The sequence below is a fragment of the Thermaurantiacus sp. genome, from assembly GCF_053487655.1.
Map to the genome: position 1 here is coordinate 1 of NZ_JBRCLD010000102.1, position 20,403 is coordinate 20,403.

The window sequence follows — 20,403 nt, forward strand, 5'->3', positions numbered from 1 at the left end:
ACCTTGACTATGCCATGTCGGTCATCGTCGCGCGCGCGCTGCCGGACGTGCGCGATGGCCTGAAGCCGGTGCACCGGCGGATCCTCTACGCGGGGCACGAGAACGGTTTCACGCCCGACAAGCCCTACCGCAAGTCGGCGCGGATCGTCGGCGACGTGATCGGCAAATACCACCCGCATGGCGACAGCGCGGTCTATGATGCGCTCGCCCGGATGGCGCAGGACTGGTCGATGCGGCTCCCGCTCATCGACGGCCAGGGCAATTTCGGCTCGATGGACCCGGACCCGCCGGCGGCGATGCGCTACACCGAGGCGCGGCTCTCGAAGGCGGCAATCGCGCTCATCGAGGATATCGACAAGGCAACCGTCGACTTCCAGCCCAATTATGACGGGCAGGAGGAGGAGCCGACCGTGCTGCCGGCGCGGATCCCCAACCTGCTCGTCAATGGCGCGGGCGGGATTGCCGTTGGCATGGCAACCAACATCGCGCCGCACAATCTCGCCGAAGTGATCGATGCCTGCCTTGCTGTCCTCGACGACCGCAGTCTTTCCGCCGCCGATCTCATGGCCCATGTGCCCGGGCCCGACTTCCCGACCGGCGCCCTCATCTTGCGCACGTCCGGCCTCGTCCAGGCGATGACGACGGGGCGCGGCTCGATCATCGTGCGGGCGCGGGTGGCGCATGAGACGACGGGTGGCGCGAACCGAGTTGTCATCACGGAAATCCCGTACCAGCAGGGCAAGGCCGCGCTCGTCGAGAAGATTGCAGAAGCCGTCAAGGACAAGCGGATCGAAGGCGTCTCCGACCTGCGCGATGAATCGAACCGCGAGGGGGTCAGGATCGTGCTCGACCTCAAGCGCGAGGCCGTGCCCGAAGTCGTCATCAACCAGCTGTTCCGCCACACGCCGGCGCAGGGTTCGTTTGCAGTCAACATGCTGGCGCTTCGCGGCGGCCGGCCTGAGCAGCTCAACCTCAAGGACATGGTCGAAGCCTTCCTCCTGTTCCGCGAGGAGGTGGTCACCAGGCGTTCGCGCTTCGAGCTCGACCGCGCGCGTGAGCGCGCGCATGTGCTGCTGGGGCTGGTGGTTGCCGTCGAGAATCTGGACGAGGTGGTGGCAATCATCCGCAGGAGCGCGTCTCCCGCAGAAGCGCGGGCAGCGCTTCTTGGGAGGGAATGGCCGGTTGCTGGCATTGCGCCCTATCTCCGCCTCGTGGACGCCGCCGAGCTCGAGCGCGAGGGCGAGGACCTGACTGGCAAGACCTACCGCCTCTCCGAAACCCAGGTACGCGCCATCCTTGACTTGCGCCTGCACCGGCTGACGGCGCTCGGGCGCGAGGAGATCAGCACCGAGCTCGAGGCGCTCGCCAGCCGGATCGCCGACCTGCTCGACATCCTCGGCAGTCGCGCACGGCTTCTCGAGGTCATCAGGGGCGAGCTTCTGGACGTGCGGCAGGCCTTTGCCTCGCCACGCCGGACCGAAATCGTGGACGCGGACGATGTCGACGACGAGGATCTCATTGCGCGCGAGGACATGGTGGTGACGGTCACTTCGACCGGGTGGATCAAACGCACCGCGCTCATGACCTACCGGGCGCAGAAGCGCGGCGGCAAGGGCCGCACCGGCATGGCAACCAAGGAAGAGGATGTGGTGACGGAGCTGTTCGTCGCCTCGACGCATGCGCCGGTGCTGTTCTTCTCCTCGGCTGGCAAAGTCTATCGCCTCAAGGTCTGGCGACTGCCCGAAGGGGGACCAGCGACCAAGGGCCGGGCCATGGCGAACCTGTTGCCGCTCGAGGCTGGCGAGACCATCACGACGGTGCTCCCCCTGCCGGAGGATGAGCGCGAATGGAGCCGGCTCCATGTGCTGTTTGCGACTGCGCGCGGGCTGGTGCGCCGCAACCGCATGGACGCCTTTGCCAATATTCCAAGCAACGGCAAGATCGCGATGCGGTTTGAGGAGGGTGTGGCTGACCGTCTGATCGGCGCCGTTCTGTGTCACGAGCACCAGGACGTGCTGCTTGCTGCACGCTCTGGCAAGGCGATCCGGTTCGAAGTGACGGCAGTGCGCGAGTTCCAGTCCCGCACGTCAACGGGCGTACGCGGCATGGACCTTGATCCCGGTGACGAAGTGATTTCGGTCTCCGTGCTGAACCGGGTCGGCACCACGGCCGAGGAGCGCGAGGCCTATCTCCGCTCGGCGCCGTGGAAGCGGGACCCGCAGCCACTCGAGGGGCTCACGCCTGCGCGGTTTGCAACCATGCAGGAGCGCGAGCAGTTCATTTTGACCATCACCGCCAATGGCTATGGCAAGCGCTCGTCAGCTTATGAGTATCGGCGCACCAATCGCGGCGGCAAGGGCATTGTCAACATCGACACGTCTGCGCGCAACGGGCAGGTGGTGGCGAGCTTCCCAGTCGAGCCGGCCGAGCAGCTGATGCTGGTGACCGACCAGGGCAAGCTCATCCGCCTGGGGGTTTCCGACATTCGGATCGCCGGGCGGGCAACCATGGGAGTGACGCTGTTCAAGGTGGCGGATGGTGAGCATGTCGTCTCCGCAGCGCGGATCCGCGACACCGAGGAGGGCGACGAAGGCGGCAACGCGCCGGCATGATCCTTGGCATCGAAAGCTCGTGCGACGAGACGGCAGTCGCGCTGGTGACGGCAGATCGGCAAGTGCTGGCAAGCCGCATTGCCTCGCAAATGGACGTGCACGCGCCCTTCGGCGGGGTGGTGCCGGAGCTTGCGGCGCGCGCCCATGTCGAGCGGCTGGCGCCAATGGTGGAGGCCGTGCTGACGGAAGCGGGAATTGCGCTCACAGAGGTGGACGCAGTGGCCGCAACTGCCGGGCCAGGCCTCATTGGCGCGGTCATGGTGGGGCTGGTGACTGGCCAGGCCCTCGCCTTTGCAGCCGGAAAGCCATTCGTGCCGGTCAACCATCTCGAAGCGCATGCGCTCTCGCCGCGACTGGTCGATAGCGGCCTTGGCTTTCCCTACCTGCTGCTGCTGATCTCCGGTGGCCACTGCCAGCTCCTGGGCGTGGAGGCCGTCGGGCGCTACCGGCGGCTGGCAACGACCATCGACGATGCTGCGGGCGAAGCCTTTGACAAGGTGGCAAAGCTTCTTGGGCTGGGCTTTCCAGGCGGGCCGGCACTTGAGGCCCTGGCCCGAGGTGGCGACCCGACGGCTGTTCTCCTGCCGCGGCCGCTGGTCGGATCTTGCGAGCCGCACTTCAGCTTTGCCGGACTGAAGACCGCAGTGCTGCGGGCAGTCGCCGCCGGCGGGCATGGAACGGCCGACCTTGCCGCGAGTTTCCAGGCCGCGGTCACCGACTGCCTGGTGGACCGCACCGGGCGCGCGCTGGCGCGGTTCCCGGAAGCGACCGCGCTGGTGGCCGCGGGCGGGGTCGCGGCGAACGGGGCAATCCGGGCGGCGCTCGAAGCAGTTGCCGCGCAGCACGGCCTGCCGCTGGTGGTGCCGCCGCCGGCGCTGTGCACTGACAATGCCGCGATGGTCGCCTGGGCTGCGATCGAGCGCCGGCAGGCCGGGCTTGCCGATGACCCGGAGATGCCAGCACGGCCGCGCTGGCCGCTTGATCCCCTCGCCGAGCCCGTGCGCGGCGCAGGCGTCAAGGCATGATCGCGGTCATCGGCGCTGGCGCCTGGGGGACGGCGCTGGCACAGGCGATGGCCAGCGATGGAACGCCTGTCCTCCTCTGGGCACGCGAGGCGCAAGTGGCGGATGCCATCAACCGCACGCGCGAGAACCCGCTGTTCCTCCCCGGGCAGCGTCTTGGCCATGGGATTCGCGCAACTGCAGATCTCGCCGAACTGGCACGCGAAGCGCGACATGTGCCCTGGCTCCTCGTGGTGCCAGCCCAGCATATGCGAAGACTGATGGCAGGCATGGAAAGCACAGCCGCAGCAGTCCTGCTGCTTTGCGCCAAGGGGATCGAAGCCGGCACCGGCAAGCTCATGACCGAAGTGGCAGCAGAGATGGCCCCTGGCGTGCCGCTGGCCGTCCTGTCGGGGCCGAGCTTTGCTGCCGATGTGGCGGCCGGACTTCCGACTGCCGTCACGCTTGCAGCCCCCTCGCTTGCCGAGGCGAGGGATCTCGCGAAGCGGCTGGCAAGGCCTGGGCTGCGGCCCTACGCAAGCGATGACATGGTAGGCGCTGAAGTGGGCGGTGCCATCAAGAATGTGCTCGCCATTGCCTGCGGCGTGGTGGTGGGCGCTGGCCTGGGCGACAGTGCGCGCGCTGCCCTGGTTGCGCGCGGCTTTGCGGAGATGACTCGCTTCGCAGTCGCCCGCGGCGGGCGGGCGGAGACGCTTGCAGGCTTATCTGGCCTTGGCGACCTGGTGCTCACCTGTGGCAGCCTTCAGTCCCGCAACATGACGCTTGGGGCAGCGCTCGGGCGCGGGGTGCCAGCAGCCGAAGCACTCGCGGGCCGGCTTTCCGTCGCCGAAGGTGCTTCAACAGCGCCAGTGCTGGTGCGCGAAGCCGAGCGGCTTGGAGTGGACATGCCCATTTGTTCAGCGGTGGCGGCTCTTCTTGAGGGGCGCATGACAGCCACGCAAGCCGCCGAACACCTGCTGGCGCGGCCGCTGCGCGCGGACGAACGCTAAGCAGCCAACGCTTCCTTGTCATCCCGCTGTCACGGGTTTCTCATTCCGCTGTCACAGCCTCAACATATTGGGCCACGAGTCGGGAAGGCCCACAAGGCCAAGGCTAGCGCAAGGGCAGATGCCATGGCGACTCGAGCGGCGGCACACCCGCCCCAAGCACAAGTTTCGCGAGCCGAGGCGGTGCGGGTGGAAGCGGTTGGACTTCGCGTCATCGCAGGGCGCGGGCCGGCCTGGCTCAACGAGGAGGATGGCGACGAGCGGCCCGCGAAGTTGCGGGTGCGCACCGTCTTCATCTCCGACATCCATCTCGGAACGCCAGGATGCAACGCCGATCTCCTGTGGGATTTTCTCCATTCGGTCAAATGCGAGACCCTCTATCTGGTCGGGGACATCATTGACGGCTGGCGGCTGAAGCGGGGCTGGTATTGGCCGACCCGGCACAATGATGTGGTCCGGCGTGTCATGAAGATGGCAAAGAAGGGCACACGCGTCGTCTATATTCCTGGCAACCATGACGAGGTGCTGCGCGATTTCGTGGGCCTCTCGTTCGGGGACATCGAGATTGTCGCCGAGGCCGTGCACGAAACTGCCGATGGCCGGAAGCTGCTGGTGCTCCATGGCGACGAGTTTGATGGCGTAGTGCTCTATGCGCGCTGGCTCGCCTTCCTGGGCGACCATGCCTATGCGCTGCTGCTTCGGCTCAATTTGTGGTTCAATGCCGCAAGACGCGCGCTCGGTCTGCCCTACTGGTCCTTGTCGGCGCATTTGAAACACCGGGTCAAGCGCGCCGTCGAGTTCATATCCGCCTTTGAGGAAGCCGTCGCCCATGCGGCTGCACTGCGTGGCGCCGATGGCGTGGTCTGCGGCCACATCCACTCGGCGGAAATCCGCGAGATGGGCACAATCACCTACTACAACGACGGGGACTGGGTCGAAAGCTGCACCGCGTTGGTCGAGCATCATGATGGGCGGATGGAGCTGATCGACTGGGCGGCAAGAAAGCGCGCCGAGGCGGCTGTCGGGCGGCGGGTCGCCGTTGCCAGCTGAGGTCCTGGCCGGCATCGACAGCAGCGGACCCGCGCCTGCCGCGCGTGCGATGCGCCTGGCGCTGGTGACCGATGCCTGGGTGCCGCAGGTCAATGGCGTGGTGCGGACGCTGCAGACGACAGTTGAGCGGCTGCGCTCGCGCGGCGCAGACGTGCTCGTCATCTCGCCTGACCAGTTTGCCTCCATGCCCTGCCCCACCTATCCCGAGATCCGGCTGGCCCTGGCCCGTCCGGGCGCAGTGGGGCGGCTGATCGAGGGCCACCAGGCGAACGCCGTGCATATTGCCACCGAAGGCCCGCTGGGGCTCGCGGCGCGGCGTCATTGCCTCAGAGTCCGGCGAACCTTCACCACCAGCTTCCACACCCGCTTTCCCGACTATGTCGAAGCCCGCACTCGGATCCCGGCCCGGTTCGGCTGGCGTTTTCTCTCCTGGTTCCACGGTCCCGCGCGGGCTGTGCTGGTCGCAACACCGACGCTCGCTGCCGAGCTCGCCGAACATGGCCTCACGCAAAGCCGGATCTGGTCGAGGGGGGTGGATCTTGGCCGCTTCCGCGCTGGCCTGCCAGCACCTGAAGCCTATGCTGGGCTCGCGCGGCCGATCCTCCTGAATGTGGGGCGGGTGGCGATCGAGAAGAACCTCGAGGCCTTCCTTGCGCTCGACGTTCCGGGCTCCAAGGTGGTGGTCGGTGATGGGCCAGCGCTTGCGGCCCTGAAGACGCGATTCCCGGATGTGCTGTTTCTTGGCGCGCTTGCCGGGGAAGCGCTCGCACGCGCCTATGCCGGAGCGGACCTGTTCGTGTTCCCGAGCCGGACCGACACCTTCGGATTGGTACTGGTGGAAGCGATGGCAAGCGGCTTGCCAGTCGCAGCCTACCCGGTGCCAGGACCGCTTGACGTGGTGGCCGACAGCGGCGCCGGCGCCCTCGACGAGGATCTTGGCGCAGCCGTGATGGCAGCGCTGCGAATCCCACGCGCAGCAGCGCTCGAGCGGGCGCGCGACTTCAGCTGGGAGGCCGCAGTCGATCAGTTCGAGGCGGCACTCGAGGATTGCTTCGGTGTGGTGCCGCGGCCCCGGCGCTGGCTGGGACGCGGGGCGCGCCCGGCGCTAGCGCCTCCCCTCGCACACCCCAAAGACGCTTGCGGCTCCGCCCGGGAGGACGGGCGGATCAGAAGCTGAAGGTCGCAGACAAGGAGAAGCTGCGGCCGCGCTCGTAGAGATTCTGGAAGATCCGGGATTTCTCCAGCTCCTGATATTCCTCGAAACGGGTGTTGGTAAGATTGCGCGCCTCGAACTTGAACTCGACTGGCGTGCGGCCGAGTTCGAGCGCTTCCCGCCAGACGAAGTCAAGCTGGATTCCCGGACGTTCCTTATAGTCCGGCGTGCCGGTTGGCCCACGCTGGGTCACCCGGTCGCTGGCATAGCCGATGAGGAGAGTCTGCTCGGACAGCCGGTCGATATGGTTCAGGCCGAGTTCGAGATTGGCGATATGGCGCGACTGGCCGGTGAGCGGTGCGCCATCGATGAAGACGTCCTTTGCCGGAATCACATTGCCTTGGGTGTTGATCGTGGTGTCCCCTTCGCGAACGCGGATGCGCGAGTCAGTGTAGGTATAGTTGGCGTTGATAAGGAAGCGGCGTGCATCGAGCAGGCCGATCCCGAGCGCATCGAGGGGGAATTGCTTCACCACCTCGACCTCGCCACCGATCAAGCGGGCGGTTGGCGCATTGGCGAAGGTGATGAGGAAGGTGCCGCCGGACTCGAAAGTGACGGTCTCGATGGGATTGTTGATCCGCTTGTAGAAGCCGCCGACCGTCACGCGATCCGCTTCGCCGAAATACCATTCATAGCGGCCGTCAGCGTTCAGAAGCTGGCTGTCGACAAGAAACTGGTTACCGAAGGCCGTCCGGTCGGTGTCGATGTCAAGATAGGGCTGAGGCGCGAGCTCGCGGAACTGCGGCCGCGCAACCGTGCGCGAACCCGACACGCGAAGCTGCATGTCATCGCGGAAGTTCCAGGTGATGGTGCCGCCGGGCAGGAAGTAGCCGCGCTTGATCTCCGTCTGCGGCAATGGCGGGTCGGTTGCGAACACTCCGCGCGGGCTCACCTTCTGGACTGCATCTTCATAGCGGACCCCACCGGTCACAGTGACGGCATCCAGCACTTCGGCGTCGAACTGGAGGAAGCCGGCATGCACCCGCAGGCTTGCATCATAGAAGGCGGCCCCTTCTGCCCCCGAGACCTCGCGCAGCACCACGCCGTAGGTGTAGACGTTGAAGTCGGAGAGAAGATAGTCGATCCGCTGCTGGGCGACTTCGAGCGGGAGGGCAGCGCCATTGGCGCGGACATAGCGATAGTCCCGGCGTTCGGACTCGCGCTGGTTGTCATAGAAGGCGTAGCCGCCAGAGACGGTGACCGGGCGGTCGAGAGCCAGCTTGTAAGCGGCATCGAGGTTGGCGCCGATGACCTGGTCCTGGAGATCAGAGAAGGCAATCCGTGCGAAATTGCCGTTCTGCGTGAGGTCGTTCACGAAATCCTTGACGCGGGCATCGAACCGGTAGCTGTCAGACCGCTCATAGGGCGATTTGCGTCCGCTCTCGGCGTAAGCGCCACGCGCCGTCAAGGACAGATCGCCGAAGCGGAACTCGCCAACGAGCTGCGAGGTATAGAGCTGGCGCTCGAACCAGCTGGTGAAGCTGCGGATGACCTCGTCATCATCGCCCACATTGACGGTATCAAGGCCGCGCTGCATCCGCGCTTCCTTGAGCGTATCGCGGACAAAGAAGTTGGTCGCCCGGACCTTGTGCTCACCGAACTCGAAGGCAAGGCCAAGCAGGCCGCTCACCTGGACATTGTTGTCGGTAGAGAAAAAGCGGTAGTCTTGGTCGGGATTGAGGCCGCGCGTGCCATCCGGGTTGACGGTAACACCAAAGGCCGTTTGCTGGAGGCCGCCGCGCGTGCGCCAGTCATTGTCCCAGCTGCCGGAGACGACGAGACCGAACCGGTTCTCGCCCACATCCCAGCTGTTGCCGGCGGCAAAGTCGAGCGACATGTCGGCAGGGATATTCGGGTTGCGCTGGATGAGGGTGGTTGGCGTATTGACAAGGCTTGCGGTCGCGGCCTGGACGAACGGCAGCGGAAAATTGTCTCCAACCTCAAGCCTCTGGCCCGATCGCTTGGCATCGCGCAGGGCCGTGGGCAGCCGACGCGTGCCATCGTCGAAACCCGTGAAGTCGGTGCGGGAGCCGAAATAGGTATAGCCGAGGTTCCCCGTGGTGACCGAGTTGCCGCCCACCGAGCCTCCGACTTGGAAGAAGCGCTCCGCAGGAGTTGACCGCGTGGTCAGGTTGATGACGCCGCCGCCGAATTCGCCCGGAAAGCTGGGGGCGAAGGTCTTCTGGACCAGCGACGAGGAAATGACAGAAGTGGGGAAGAGATCGAGCGGGACGACGCGCTTCAAGGGCTCGGGCGAAGGCAGCGGTAGCCCGTTCAACAGCGCCGAGGAATAGCGCTCGCCAAGACCACGCACATAGACATATTTGCCGCCAACAACCGACAAGCCTGTCACCCGCTTCAAGGCCCCGGCGATGTCGCCTTCCCCCGTGCGGGCGATTTCGGCCGAAGACAGGACCGAGACAATCGAAGGCGTGGTGCGCACGACATTGGGGATGCGGGTGCCACGCACCACAATCTCGTCAGCCTCGAGCACAGCCGCGCCCGGCCCGACGACTTCGACTTCCTCCTCAGGTGGCGGCGTTGACGCCGGCGCTTCGGGAGCTGTCTGGGCAAGCACCGGGAGGCCGGCGAGCGCGGTTGAAAGAAGAAGAAGGCCGCTGCGCGTGAAGCTGTTCGTCATTCTTGTCCCCCGGAGCTTGAACCGGTCCTCGGCGCACCCGCAGGCGCTGGCGCGCGCCGGACGGCGCGGGCCAACCGCCTGCGCGTTTAGCATCAGGGCCTCGGCCGCGGCGCGTCTTCGCACGCCGGACTGCCAGTCCCACCCAAGCCGCACGACCAGCCGGCAAACCAGCGATCGTCGGCATTGCGGAAGGCGCCGATGTAGGTCGTGTTGGTAAGATAGGGGTTGATCGACGCAACTGGCGTGGTGGTGACAGCAAGTTCATTGGCACCAGGGAAGAAGGTGCCCGTCAAGGTGCTGGTACCATTGAGGACGTTGCGAGTCTCGGTGGGAGGCGTCGTGTTCGTCCCATTGAGGATGGCCGTGATCTGGTCCACCGTGATGCCAGTGCCAGCCACCGCAGTTGTTGGACCGCAGGAGAAGAAGGTCGAGCGGAACACGGGCGGACCCACCTTGTCGAGAGCCGGATCCGGCGCGTTGATGGTGAAGGGATTGGCCATCTGGACGCAGCCCGTCGTGGTGGTGGGCGCCACGATCGAGTTGAAGATCCGGAAGTCCGTCCCGCCGCGCTGGAGGATGGCAGCCGGAGGCCGGCGATGGATGAGCGTCATGTTCGCAAACAGCGGGTTCGACCGCGGCGTGAACAAGTCGTTGCCCGAAGTGTCGGCCTCGATCGACCGGTCACCGCCTGCCGAGCGGCCGACCGACAGCACGAACTGGTTGACGCCCTTGTAGCCGAAATCGGTATCAAGCGCGTCGTCGTCGGTTCCTGTTGCCACCAAGAACTTGCCGTTCACCCGGCCGCCAAACCATTCGTAGGCGTCATCCGAACTGTTGTGGATCTGGATATTCTCGAACACCGTGCCAGCGCCGACGCCGCCAAGCGTGATGCCATTCAACTCATTGCCCGGCGCAATCTCAAAGCCCGGATAGCGGACTTGCACGAACCGCAGCGAGCCCGAGGAATCATTGATGTCCGCGCCGCCATAGAAGGCGTTGGTCGTGCCTTCGATCTGGCTCTCGCAGTTGACCGAGCCACCCGGCACGCCGACCCCGATACAGCGGTTGATAGGAGCCCGGCCGAGGAGCACGAGACCTCCCCACTGGCCGATCGATTCCGCGCCGGCCGTCCCTTCAACATTGGCTCGGCTGGTGAAGATGATCGGCCGCGTTGCCGTGCCGTTGGCGACCAGGCGCGAACCGCGGTTCACCAGAAGGAAGTCGGCACCCGAAGTCCCGAAAATGACAACACCGGGCTCGATTGCAAGCGTTGCCGACGCACCGCCCGGCTTATTGCCGTCGCCGCCAACGTCACGGCCGACATCAACCCGGCCGGAGAGCGAGTAAAGCGTGCCAGGGCGGAAAGGCAGCAGCAGGCTGCCGGTGATAACACCAGTGAGCTGGCAGTTCCGAAGACCGACGATCAGGCCGACGTTGGTCGTGCCAGGAGGGCAATCGGGATCGGCCGTGCCGGGAGTGGGTGTCGGAGTCGGTGTCGGGGTTGGCGTGGGCGTGGGCGTGGGTGTCGGCTGGACAATGATTCCCTCGCCTGGAGAAGCGATGTCCGTGGCACCGGTGCAGGCCGCAAGCGCAAGCGCGGAACCGATGAGGAGCAGGGTGCGGAACTGCAGGCCGCTGGCGTTCGACATGGGGGTCCCCTCTTTCCCGGTTGGCAGGAGTTTGACACGCCCGACGGCCGCCACAGCCCCCGGACGCCCGGGGCCCTAGCTTCGGCCCATGACGCTTGGATGACTGAGTTGTGACGGATTCATTGCAGATGCGGTGATCGGACGCAGTCGCCCGTCAGGCCGCAAGAAGGGGCAGCCCGGCGAGCAGCTGTTCCTCGCTGAGGCCGGGAACCGACTCACGGCCCGCCTCCAGGAGGACGGGAATGGCAAGGGGGCTCGCGCGCGCAAGCGGGACGTGGAGGAGATTGGTCCGGGCGCGGGCAAGCAGGCCCTCGAGGCGAGCGATGTCGGTAATCTTCGCCGACGCTTCCGCCCAGGCCGTCTCGAGCAGGAGATGATCGGGCTCGTGGCGGCGCAAGACGTCGAAGATGAGATCGGTTGAGATGGCAAGCGCACGCGCGCGCTTGGGCCGGCCTGGCTCGCCGCGGGGGACGAGGCCGGAGACGACCGCCACATCGCGGAAGGCGCGGCGCAGGAAGGGAGTCTGTTCGATCCATTGGCGCAATTCTGCGCCCACCACGCCTTCGCCAAGAAGCGCGGCCGGATCCCGCACGGTTCCGTGGCTCCAGATGGCGAGCGCATAGTCGTTTGCAACAAAGCCGACGGGCATGAGGCCGGCCCGCTCCATGCGCCGCGTGAGAAGAAGGCCAAGCGCCTGGTGGGCGTTGCGCCCCTCAAAGCCATAGAGGAGGAGATGGTGGAGCCCGTCGCGCGGGAAGGTTTCCACAAGCAGCCGGTCGGCTGAGGGCAGAACCGACACCATGCGCTGGAGGGCCAGCCATTCCCGGACATCGGCTGGCATCCGTGCCCAGCTTGCAGGGTCAGCGAGCATGGCGCGCACCCGCGTGGCAAGGTTGGTCGCAAGCGGCATCCGGCCGCCGACATAGGTTGGGATGGCAGGCGGGCGACGGCTGAGGCGCGTCAAAAGCTCACCCTCGGCATGGCCAGTCACTTCGAGGGTCAGGCCAGCGAAGGCGAAGCTGTCCCCGATCTGAAGCTGGCTTGCAAACCATTCCTCGATGGTGCCGAGCGCGCGACCGCGGCCGAGGCGGACGGCAACCACTGGAGCCTCGACGATGACGCCAGCATTGGCCCGGTGCTGGGCGGCAAGCCGCGGGTGGGCAAGCCGGAAGCGGCCGTCTGGCCCTTCAACGATGCGGCGGAAGCGGTCGTAGGCGCGAAGCGCATAGGCGCCAGTTGCCGCAAGATCGAGGGTGCGGTCGAACTGTTGCCGGGAGAGAGTGGCATAGGGCGCCGCGCTGGTCACTTCCGCATAGAGGGCGTCAGCTTCGAACGGGGCGCATGCTGCCATGCCGACGATATGCTGGGCCAGCACGTCGAGGCTGCCCGTGCGCGGCGGGTCGGCCTCGAAGTCGCTGGCCTCGACAGCATCGCATGCTGCCAGTGCCTCGAGATATTCAAAGCGGTTGCCTGGCACGATGACGGCCTTCGACGGCGAATCGAGCCGGTGGTTGGCGCGCCCGGTGCGCTGGAGGAGGCGCGCTGCCCCCTTGGGCGCCCCCATCTGGACGATGAGCTCGACATCGCCCCAGTCAATCCCGAGGTCGAGGCTTGAGGTGGCAACGACAGCGCGCAGCCGGCCTTCGGCAAGCGCAGCCTCGGTCTTTAAGCGGGCTTCCGGGGCGAGCGAGCCATGATGGATCCCGATCGGGAGGCTGTTGTGGTTCTCGGCCCACAAGTCGCGGAAGACCAGCTCAGCAACGGCGCGGGTGTTCACAAACACGATCGTCTGGCGGTGCTGTTCGATAAGGCGGAGGACCTCAGCGGCAGCGTGGCGGCCATTGTGGCCAGACCAAGGGATCCGGCCATCGGGCACGAGGATGTGGATCTCAGGCCGGGCGCCAGCCTCGCCCCTGATGATTTGCGCCTCCTTGCCCACGGGGGCAAGCCAGCGCGCAAGTGCGGGCGGGTCAGCGACGGTTGCCGAAAGGCCGACCCGGCGCATCGCGGGCGCAAGCGCCTGGAGGCGGGTGGCAGCAAGCGCGAGGAGATCGCCGCGCTTGCCGGGCGCAAGGGCGTGGATCTCATCGACAATGAGAGTCTCGACTTCGGCAAGGACGCGGGGCGCTTCGGGCCAAGTGAGGAGGAGCGACAGGCTCTCTGGCGTGGTGAGCAGAATGTCGGGCGGGTCGTGGCGCTGGCGGGCCTTGCGTTCGGCCGATGTGTCGCCAGTGCGAGTCTCGACTCGGAGGGCTAGGCCCATGCCAGTGATGGGAGCCAGGAGGTTGCGGGCGATGTCGGCCGCAAGCGCCTTCAGTGGCGAGACATAGATGGCGCGAAGACCGCGGGGCCTCGCGCTTTGGCGGGCAGCGGCATCGAGCACGGGCAGAAAACCGGCCAACGTCTTGCCAGCGCCAGTTGGCGCAACGAGGAGGGCATGGGCGCCCACGCGCACGGCCTCAAGCATTGCCAGCTGGTGCGAGCGCAGCTTCCAGCCGCGATTGGCAAACCAGGCGGCAACCGCCGGGGCAAGCGGTTGCGGGCCTGGTTGCAGGCCTGGCGGAGCCGGCCTAGGTGCTGGAGCATGGTGCACGGGACAGGATCATGAGGAAGCGATACAGCTTCGCCAAGTTTCTCGGTGCCGCGGGCATCGGTGCTGCGGCACCCTTGCTTGCTGCCGAGGGCATGTGGCTGCCAAGCCAGGCGCCAGCGCTGCAAAGCCAGCTCCGGGAAGCCGGGCTTGCCATCCCGCCCGAGCGCCTCGCCGATCTCCATGCTGCGCCGATGGGGGCGATCGCCTCGCTCGGCGGTTGCTCGGCGAGCTTTGTCTCGGCAGACGGGCTGGTGGCAACCAATCATCATTGCGTGCTGGGCTCGATCCAGTTCAACGCCAGCCCAGAGCGCAACCTTCTGCGCGACGGGTTTCTTGCCCGCACGCGCGCCGAAGAACTGCCAGCCGCACCAGGAACAAGGGTTCTGGTCATCGACTCGCTCGACGATGTGACGGCGGCGATGCTCGCGGGAATCACGCCGAAGCTGACCGGCGCCGCACGAATCCGCGCGCTTGAGGCCAACCGCAAGGCGATCGTGGCAGCGTGTGAAGTGGAGCCCGGCATCCGCTGCGAGGTCCGGAGCTATTTCGGTGGCAGCCAATATTGGCGGCAGAAGATGCTCGAGATCCGGGATGTGCGGCTGGTGCACGCTCCCGCCGAAAGCATCGGCAATTTCGGCGGCGAGGTCGACAATTGGCAATGGCCGCGCCACACGGGGGACTACAGCTTCTATCGCGCCTATGTCGGGCCCGACGGCCGGCCGGCCGCCCCTTCACCTGCCAATCGGCCCTATCGGCCACGCGCCCATCTCAAGATCGCGCGCGAGGATCTGAAGGATGGCGATTTCGTCCTCATCGCTGGCTTTCCCGGCGCGACCGAGCGGTTCCGCACGGCCGCTGAGACCGAAGGCTGGTATGGCCGGATCTACCCGCGCCAGCAGCGGATGCTGGCGGACTATTCAGCGCTCATCGCGCGCGAGACACAGACCGAAGCCGACCGGATCGCCTATGCCTCGATCAAGGCCGGGGCCGACAATTTTGCCAAGAAGATCGCCGGCCAGCTCGAGGTGGCAAACCGGTTTGGCCTTGTCGAGCTGAAGCGCGCCCGCGAGGCGGCGCTCGCAGACTGGGCAAGGAGGCCGGCCAACCGGCGCATCCACGGGCGCGCGCTTGTAAACTTCGACGGCCTCACTGGCGAAGCGCTCGCAGCCGATGAGGCGCGCCTTGTGAACGCAACCTTGAACCGGGCACAGCTGCTTTCTGCGGCACGCACCCTCTATCGCTGGGCAAACGAACAGCAGAAGCCCGATACCGAGCGCGAGCCCGGCTTCCAGGAGCGCGACCGGCAGCAACTCATTGACCGCTTGAGCCTCATCGATCGCCGCTTCGTCGCCCGGATCGACCGGGCAATCCTCATGCAGGCGCTGGCCGAGACAGCGACGCTTCCTGCAGCGCAGCGCAACACCGCGCTCGAAGCCAAGATCGCCGAACTGGGCCTCGACCGGCTCTATTCTGGCACCCGGCTTGGCGACCGGGCCGAGCGACTGGCCTGGCTCGACCGGCCAGTTGCCGAATTCATCGCCTCGGATGACCCGTTCATCCAGGTGGCAGTCGCGGCCTATGCGCAGGACATGGCAGCGGAAGGCCGGCGCAAGGAGTTGGACGGCCGGCTCGATGCCGCACGCGTTGCATGGATGGGCGCCGCAAGGGCCCATGCCGCAAGCGAAGGGCGTCTGCTCTATCCGGATGCCAATGGCTCGCTGCGCTTCACTTTCGGCCATGTGCGCGGACGGCAAACACGCGATGGCGAGGCCTGGACTGCCTTTACAACCGCCGCGGGCATCCTTGCCAAAGACACGGGCAAGGATCCGTTCAACAGCCCTCCGGCCCTGCTCGCCGCGCTCAAGGAAGGCAAGTGGGGCGCGCTTGGCTCACAGGCGCTCGGTACGCTTCCCGTCAACTTCCTCTCCACAACCGACATCACCAACGGCAATTCCGGCTCGGCAGTCATGAATGCGAAAGGGGAGCTGGTGGGGCTTGCCTTCGACGGCACGCTCGAGGGGATGCTCTCTGACTGGTGGTTCGATGAGGCGACGACGCGGACAATCGCAGTCGATGCCCGCTACATGCGCTTCGTAATCGGACGCGTGGACGGCGCGACCGAGCTGCTTCGCGAGATGGGGGCCGACTAGCCGCGACGGCGGTGGACGAGGATCACCCTCTCGCGCAGGAGAGCAACGCCCACGACCGTCAGTGGCACAGCAAGAATGACGCCAAGAGGCCCCATGAGGACGCCAAAGGCAATAAGCGCGAAGATGGTAAGCGCTGGCGGGAGGTCGGCAAGACGGCTCTGGGCCATGGGCGAGACCAGATTGCCCTGGATCTGCTGGACGGCGACGATGACGACGATGGTCCAGATGCCAGTCTCGATGCTGATCGAGAAACCGATGAGAATGGCGGGAATGGCAACGACGAACGTGCCGAGATAGGGCACGAATTCGCACAGGCCAGCAACCAGGCCAATGGCTGGCGCGCCCGGGATCCCGACCAGCGAAAGACCCGTGCCCGTTGCCAGTCCGACAAAGGCCATGCCAACCCCCTGGGCCTTGAGCCAGGCATGGAGCGAGCCGACGACCCGCTTCCAGGTGCGCATCAGGGCAAGCCGTCGCTCTGGAGGGACGAGGGCGAGCAGCGAGCGTGTGTAAAGCGAAGGCTGGGCCGCAAAATAGATCCCCCCCACCAGGATGATCGCCACCATCGAGAGCACGGTGCCGATCTCGGAAAGAAGCGTCTGGACAGCGGCCACCACCCGGTCAGCACGCGGAGTGATACCGGGAATTTCGGCCAGCAGACGGCGGCCCAAGTCGCTGGTCTTGAGCCAGGCCTCAAGATCCGCGAGCGCGTGCGGGAGCGAGGCCAGAAGAAGCTGGAATTGCGTTGCCATCGCGGCACCGAACAGCCAGAAGGCCGCAACCACGAAGGCGAGCGGCAGGATGACGGCAAGCGTGAAAGCAAGCCAGAAGGGAAGATGAAGCCGCCGGCGCAGGCTGCTCGCCAGCCGCGCCACCATCATGGCAACAATGGCACAGGCAAAGACGATGAGCAGAAGCTGCGACAGCTGCCAGATGAGGACGGCAGTGCCGACGGCTGCCATGAGGAGGAGCCCATTGCGAAAGACGCGTGCGCCCTCGGCCGGGACACGCCGCGACAGCTCCGGGACAGGCGGGGGGCGCAGGGCCTCGTTCATCTCGCCCTCCTGCCGCAATCGACGTGGATTGGGAAGCGCTCAGGCGCCGCCGCGGGCGCGCTCGGCAAGCAAGCGCAAGCGGAGCGCCTGGAGGCGGATGAAGCCCCTGGCGTCGGCCTGGTCATAGGCACCGGCATCATCCTCGAACGTGACATGGCGGAGCGAGTAGAGCGAGTGGGGAGACTTGCGCCCGGTAACCTGGACGCTGCCCTTGTAAAGCTTCAGCCGCACGGTCCCCGTGACATGGGCTTGGCTTGCGTCGATGGCGGCCTGGAGCATCTCCCGCTCGGGGGCAAACCAAAAGCCGTTGTAGATGAGTTCGGCGTAGCGCGGCATGAGCTCGTCCTTGAGATGCGCAGCGCCGCGATCAAGCGTGATGGACTCGATCCCGCGGTGAGCGACGTGCCAGATGGTGCCACCGGGCGTCTCATACATCCCCCGGCTCTTCATGCCGACGAAGCGGTTCTCAACCAGGTCAAGCCGGCCGATGCCATGGGTGCAGCCGAGCTCGTTGAGGCGGGCAAGGAGCGCTGCCGGCGACAGGCCTTCGCCATTGATGGCAACAGGGTCACCACGCTCGAAATCGATGGTGATGACTTCGGGTGTGTCGGGCGCATCCTCCGGGTCGTGCGTGCGGGAATAGACGTAGGGTGGCACGTCTTCCCACGGGTCTTCGAGGACCTTTCCTTCCGAACTGGTGTGAAGGAGGTTGGCATCGGTTGAGAACGGCGCTTCGCCGCGCTTGTCCCTGGGGATGGGGATCTGATGCGCTTCAGCAAAGGCGATGAGGGCTTCGCGGCTGGAGAGATCCCATTCGCGCCAGGGCGCGATGATGCGGATTCCGGGTTCGAGGGCATGGTAGCCAAGCTCAAATCGGACCTGGTCGTTGCCCTTGCCAGTTGCGCCATGGGCGACAGCATCGGCACCGACCAAGCGGGCAATCTCGATCTGGCGCTTGGCGATGAGCGGCCGGGCAATCGCCGTGCCAAGGAGATACTGGCCTTCATAAAGTGCATTTGCCCGCATCATCGGCATGACGAAGTCGGCGACGAATTCCTCGCGGAGATCTTCCACGAAGATTTCCTTGACGCCCAGAAGCTCGGCCTTGGCGCGCGCTGGTGCGAGCTCTTCGCCCTGGCCGAGATCGGCCGTAAAGGTGACCACCTCGCAGCCATAGTGGGCTTGCAGCCACTTGAGGATGACAGAGGTGTCGAGGCCACCGGAATAGGCCAGCACGACTTTGCGGATTTCCTCTGCCATTGCCCTCGTCCTTGCCTTCGCTTTGGCGGCGGCGCCTAGCGGGCCCGGCGCTGCCTCGCAATGGCAGTGCCGGCTTGCCGGCCGTGCACGTGGCGCCTAGAGGCGATGAAACATGGACCAGAGCTCCCCGGCCCGGCTTCGCCGCCCGCGCGGACGGCCGCGCCGGTCGTCTCTTCGCCGGCTGCTTCAAACCCTCCTTCTCGCCGGCTTTGCCTTTTTCGCGCTTGCCGTCCTCGCCCTCCTGGTTGCGGTCATGCTGACAGCGCAGTCGCTGCCGACTTTCCGCGAGATGATGAAGAGCCCGCAGGGGCAGTCGGTGGTGGTGCGCGCGTCGGATGGCACCGAGCTTGTGACTGTTGGCCCGAGCTTTGGTCGCTGGCTCGCCTATGACGAGATCCCGCCGCATATGGTGGCTGCCATGCTGGCTGTCGAGGACCGTCGGTTCCATTGGCACCCGGGCGTTGATCCCATCGGCACTGCCCGCGCGCTCCTCGTCAACCTGCGCGCCGGCGCCAATGTGCAGGGCGGCTCGACCATCACCCAGCAACTTGCGCGCAACCTGTTCCTCACCAACCGCAAGACCTGGGACCGCAAGCTCCGCGAAGCCGTGCTGGCCCTTGCCATTGAGCGCAAGTTCACCAAGCGGGCGATCCTCGAACTTTATTTGAACCGAGTCTATTTTGGCGGCGGCGCCTTCGGGATCGATGCTGCAAGCCGCAAGTTCTTCGGCCATTCGGCCCACGAGCTGAGCCTTGCTGAGGCAGCCATCATTGCCGGGCTGGTGAAAGCACCAAGCCGTTACGCGCCCTCTGCCGACCCTGAGCGCGCGCGCGCGCGGGGGGCGACGGTCATTGCGACCATGCGCGCAATCGGCGTGCTCACACCGGCCGAGGCAGCGGCTGCTGACACTGCCGCCGTCTCCTTCCGACTGGCCCGCGAGCAAGGCGATGTGCGCTACTTCACGGACTGGGTACTGGCCCAGCTCGAAACCCTGGTCGACGAGGCTAGCCTGCCGCTTGAAGTCACGACAACGCTCGTGCCAGAACATCAGAAGGCCGCCGAGGCGGCGGTGGCCACGGCGCTCCCGGCCGGCACCCAAGGCGCAATCGTCGCCATGCGGACAACCGGCGAGGTGACGGCCATGGTGGGCGGGCGAGACTATGCGACGAGCACATATAATCGCGCGACGGTCGCCCGCCGTCAGCCCGGCTCGGCCTTCAAGCTCTTCACCTATCTAGCGGCAATCGAAGACGGTCTCACCCCTGATACCATGGTCGTGGACGCGCCGATTACCATTGGTCGCTGGTCGCCCCGGAATGACAATGGGAAGTTCGTCGGCCCGGTCTTGGCGCGTGAGGCCTTTGCCCGCTCGATCAACACGGTCGCGGTCAAGCTCGCCCAGCAGGCCGGGTTCGAGGCGGTTGCTGCCATGGCGCGACGGCTCGGAATCACCACCCCCATCGACACGCGCCCGGCAATGGCGCTCGGAGCGTCCGAAGTGACGCTCCTCGAGCTGACTGCTGCCTATGCGGCCGTGGCAGCCGAAGGGCGCGAAGTGCGGCCGTTTGGGATCACGCGGGTTGCAACGGCTGATGGCCGGCTGCTCTACCGGCGCGAGGAGCCGTCGCCCCGAGTGCTGCTGGCGCCCCATGTCGCTGCCCACATGACGGCGATGCTGCGCGCTGCAGTCGAAACGGGAACCGCCCGCGCTGCGAAAATCGGCCGGCCGCTCGCTGGCAAGACCGGAACCACGACTGCGAACAAGGATGGCTGGTTCATCGGCTTCACGCCCGAGCTGGTGGCGGGCGTGTGGATTGGCCGCGACGATGCCCGTGCCGTACCCGGGCTGGCAGGTGGCCGAGCCCCGGCCCGAGCCTTTGCTGCCTTCATGGCACCAGCGCTTGCCGGCGTGCCCGTGGGTGAGCTCAACACGGCCGTTGAAGAGAGCATTTTCGGTCTCGAGCCCGATGCCGAAGTCTATGGCCTCTCCGCAGAAGAGGCGCCGGCGGCACCAGTGGAAGAGCCGCTGAGCGAACGCTGGCTTGACGAGGCGATCGCAACCCCAGCGCCACCGCCGGAGCCAGCTTCGCCCTGAGCCCGGGCAAGCGTCCTGCACCCCCTCCCCTCGGGCCTCCTCCCCCTTTAGCCTCCTCCCCTTGGGCCTCCTCCCCT

12 protein-coding genes are annotated in these 20,403 nt (G+C 66.2%); 7 read left to right on the forward strand and 5 right to left on the reverse strand.

Annotation, left to right across the window (positions count from 1 at the left end):
• From gyrA to ACWIQA_RS10110, 5 genes are all read left to right on the forward strand, one after another.
• Positions 1-2,612: DNA gyrase subunit A (gyrA, locus tag ACWIQA_RS10090; RefSeq protein WP_448582947.1), on the forward strand; the 2,612-nt coding region annotated here is incomplete at its 5' end.
• On the forward strand, positions 2,609-3,637 hold the full coding sequence (gene tsaD, locus ACWIQA_RS10095) for a tRNA (adenosine(37)-N6)-threonylcarbamoyltransferase complex transferase subunit TsaD (protein ID WP_448582948.1): 1,029 nt from the start codon (positions 2,609-2,611) through the stop codon (positions 3,635-3,637). The genes gyrA and tsaD, both read left to right, overlap by 4 nt.
• Positions 3,634-4,623, forward strand: coding sequence for an NAD(P)H-dependent glycerol-3-phosphate dehydrogenase (locus ACWIQA_RS10100; RefSeq protein WP_448582949.1), 990 nt, complete (start codon positions 3,634-3,636; stop codon positions 4,621-4,623). The genes tsaD and ACWIQA_RS10100 overlap by 4 nt, the downstream gene beginning before the upstream one ends.
• Before the next feature lie 123 nt (positions 4,624-4,746).
• The gene (locus ACWIQA_RS10105) at positions 4,747-5,670 is read left to right on the forward strand and encodes a UDP-2,3-diacylglucosamine diphosphatase (RefSeq protein WP_448582950.1); all 924 of its coding nucleotides are present in this window, start codon (positions 4,747-4,749) and stop codon (positions 5,668-5,670) included.
• Positions 5,671-5,719: 49 nt separating this feature from the next.
• Positions 5,720-6,847 carry a glycosyltransferase family 4 protein gene (locus ACWIQA_RS10110; RefSeq protein ID WP_448582951.1) on the forward strand — a complete coding sequence of 376 codons (1,128 nt, stop codon included), beginning with the start codon at positions 5,720-5,722 and terminating at the stop codon, positions 6,845-6,847.
• Here the strand turns inward: ACWIQA_RS10110 and ACWIQA_RS10115 are convergent.
• The 3 genes from ACWIQA_RS10115 to ACWIQA_RS10125 form a co-directional block, all read right to left on the reverse strand.
• On the reverse strand, positions 6,837-9,524 hold the full coding sequence (locus ACWIQA_RS10115; protein WP_448582952.1) for a TonB-dependent receptor plug domain-containing protein: 2,688 nt from the start codon (positions 9,522-9,524) through the stop codon (positions 6,837-6,839). The genes ACWIQA_RS10110 and ACWIQA_RS10115 overlap by 11 nt on opposite strands.
• A 92-nt stretch (positions 9,525-9,616) precedes the next feature.
• Complete coding sequence (locus tag ACWIQA_RS10120) at positions 9,617-11,173, reverse strand: hypothetical protein (RefSeq protein WP_448582953.1); 1,557 nt, start codon at positions 11,171-11,173, stop codon at positions 9,617-9,619.
• A gap of 154 nt (positions 11,174-11,327) precedes the next feature.
• A complete protein-coding gene (locus ACWIQA_RS10125) occupies positions 11,328-13,727 on the reverse strand; it encodes a ligase-associated DNA damage response DEXH box helicase (protein WP_448582958.1) in 2,400 nt (799 codons plus the stop codon).
• Between the two features lie 50 nt (positions 13,728-13,777).
• Here ACWIQA_RS10125 and ACWIQA_RS10130 point away from each other — a divergent pair, with 50 nt between their 5' ends.
• On the forward strand, positions 13,778-15,916 hold the full coding sequence (locus ACWIQA_RS10130) for a S46 family peptidase (protein ID WP_448582954.1): 2,139 nt from the start codon (positions 13,778-13,780) through the stop codon (positions 15,914-15,916).
• On the opposite strand, the gene ACWIQA_RS10135 is transcribed toward ACWIQA_RS10130, so the two are convergent.
• Complete coding sequence (locus ACWIQA_RS10135; RefSeq protein WP_448582955.1) at positions 15,913-16,971, reverse strand: AI-2E family transporter; 1,059 nt, start codon at positions 16,969-16,971, stop codon at positions 15,913-15,915. The genes ACWIQA_RS10130 and ACWIQA_RS10135 overlap by 4 nt on opposite strands.
• 39 nt (positions 16,972-17,010) lie before the next feature.
• Positions 17,011-18,231 (reverse strand): argininosuccinate synthase, encoded by a 1,221-nt coding sequence (locus ACWIQA_RS10140; protein WP_448582956.1) that lies wholly within the window; start codon positions 18,229-18,231, stop codon positions 17,011-17,013.
• Positions 18,232-18,343: 112 nt separating this feature from the next.
• Between ACWIQA_RS10140 and ACWIQA_RS10145 the strand changes: the two genes are divergently transcribed.
• Positions 18,344-20,326 (forward strand): transglycosylase domain-containing protein, encoded by a 1,983-nt coding sequence (locus ACWIQA_RS10145; RefSeq protein WP_448582957.1) that lies wholly within the window; start codon positions 18,344-18,346, stop codon positions 20,324-20,326.
• The last annotated feature ends 77 nt before the right edge of the window (positions 20,327-20,403 follow it).

What these genes read in the sequence shown, in the direction of transcription:
- tsaD (WP_448582948.1), top strand. Translation starts at nt 2,609, where the DNA reads ATGATCCTTGGCATCGAAAGCTCGTGCGACGAGACGGCAGTCGCGCTG.
- ACWIQA_RS10100 (WP_448582949.1), top strand. Translation starts at nt 3,634, where the DNA reads ATGATCGCGGTCATCGGCGCTGGCGCCTGGGGGACGGCGCTGGCACAG.
- ACWIQA_RS10105 (WP_448582950.1), top strand. Translation starts at nt 4,747, where the DNA reads ATGGCGACTCGAGCGGCGGCACACCCGCCCCAAGCACAAGTTTCGCGA.
- ACWIQA_RS10110 (WP_448582951.1), top strand. Translation starts at nt 5,720, where the DNA reads ATGCGCCTGGCGCTGGTGACCGATGCCTGGGTGCCGCAGGTCAATGGC.
- ACWIQA_RS10115 (WP_448582952.1), bottom strand. Translation starts at nt 9,524, where the DNA reads ATGACGAACAGCTTCACGCGCAGCGGCCTTCTTCTTCTTTCAACCGCG.
- ACWIQA_RS10120 (WP_448582953.1), bottom strand. Translation starts at nt 11,173, where the DNA reads ATGTCGAACGCCAGCGGCCTGCAGTTCCGCACCCTGCTCCTCATCGGT.
- ACWIQA_RS10130 (WP_448582954.1), top strand. Translation starts at nt 13,778, where the DNA reads ATGAGGAAGCGATACAGCTTCGCCAAGTTTCTCGGTGCCGCGGGCATC.
- ACWIQA_RS10135 (WP_448582955.1), bottom strand. Translation starts at nt 16,971, where the DNA reads ATGAACGAGGCCCTGCGCCCCCCGCCTGTCCCGGAGCTGTCGCGGCGT.
- ACWIQA_RS10140 (WP_448582956.1), bottom strand. Translation starts at nt 18,231, where the DNA reads ATGGCAGAGGAAATCCGCAAAGTCGTGCTGGCCTATTCCGGTGGCCTC.
- ACWIQA_RS10145 (WP_448582957.1), top strand. Translation starts at nt 18,344, where the DNA reads ATGGACCAGAGCTCCCCGGCCCGGCTTCGCCGCCCGCGCGGACGGCCG.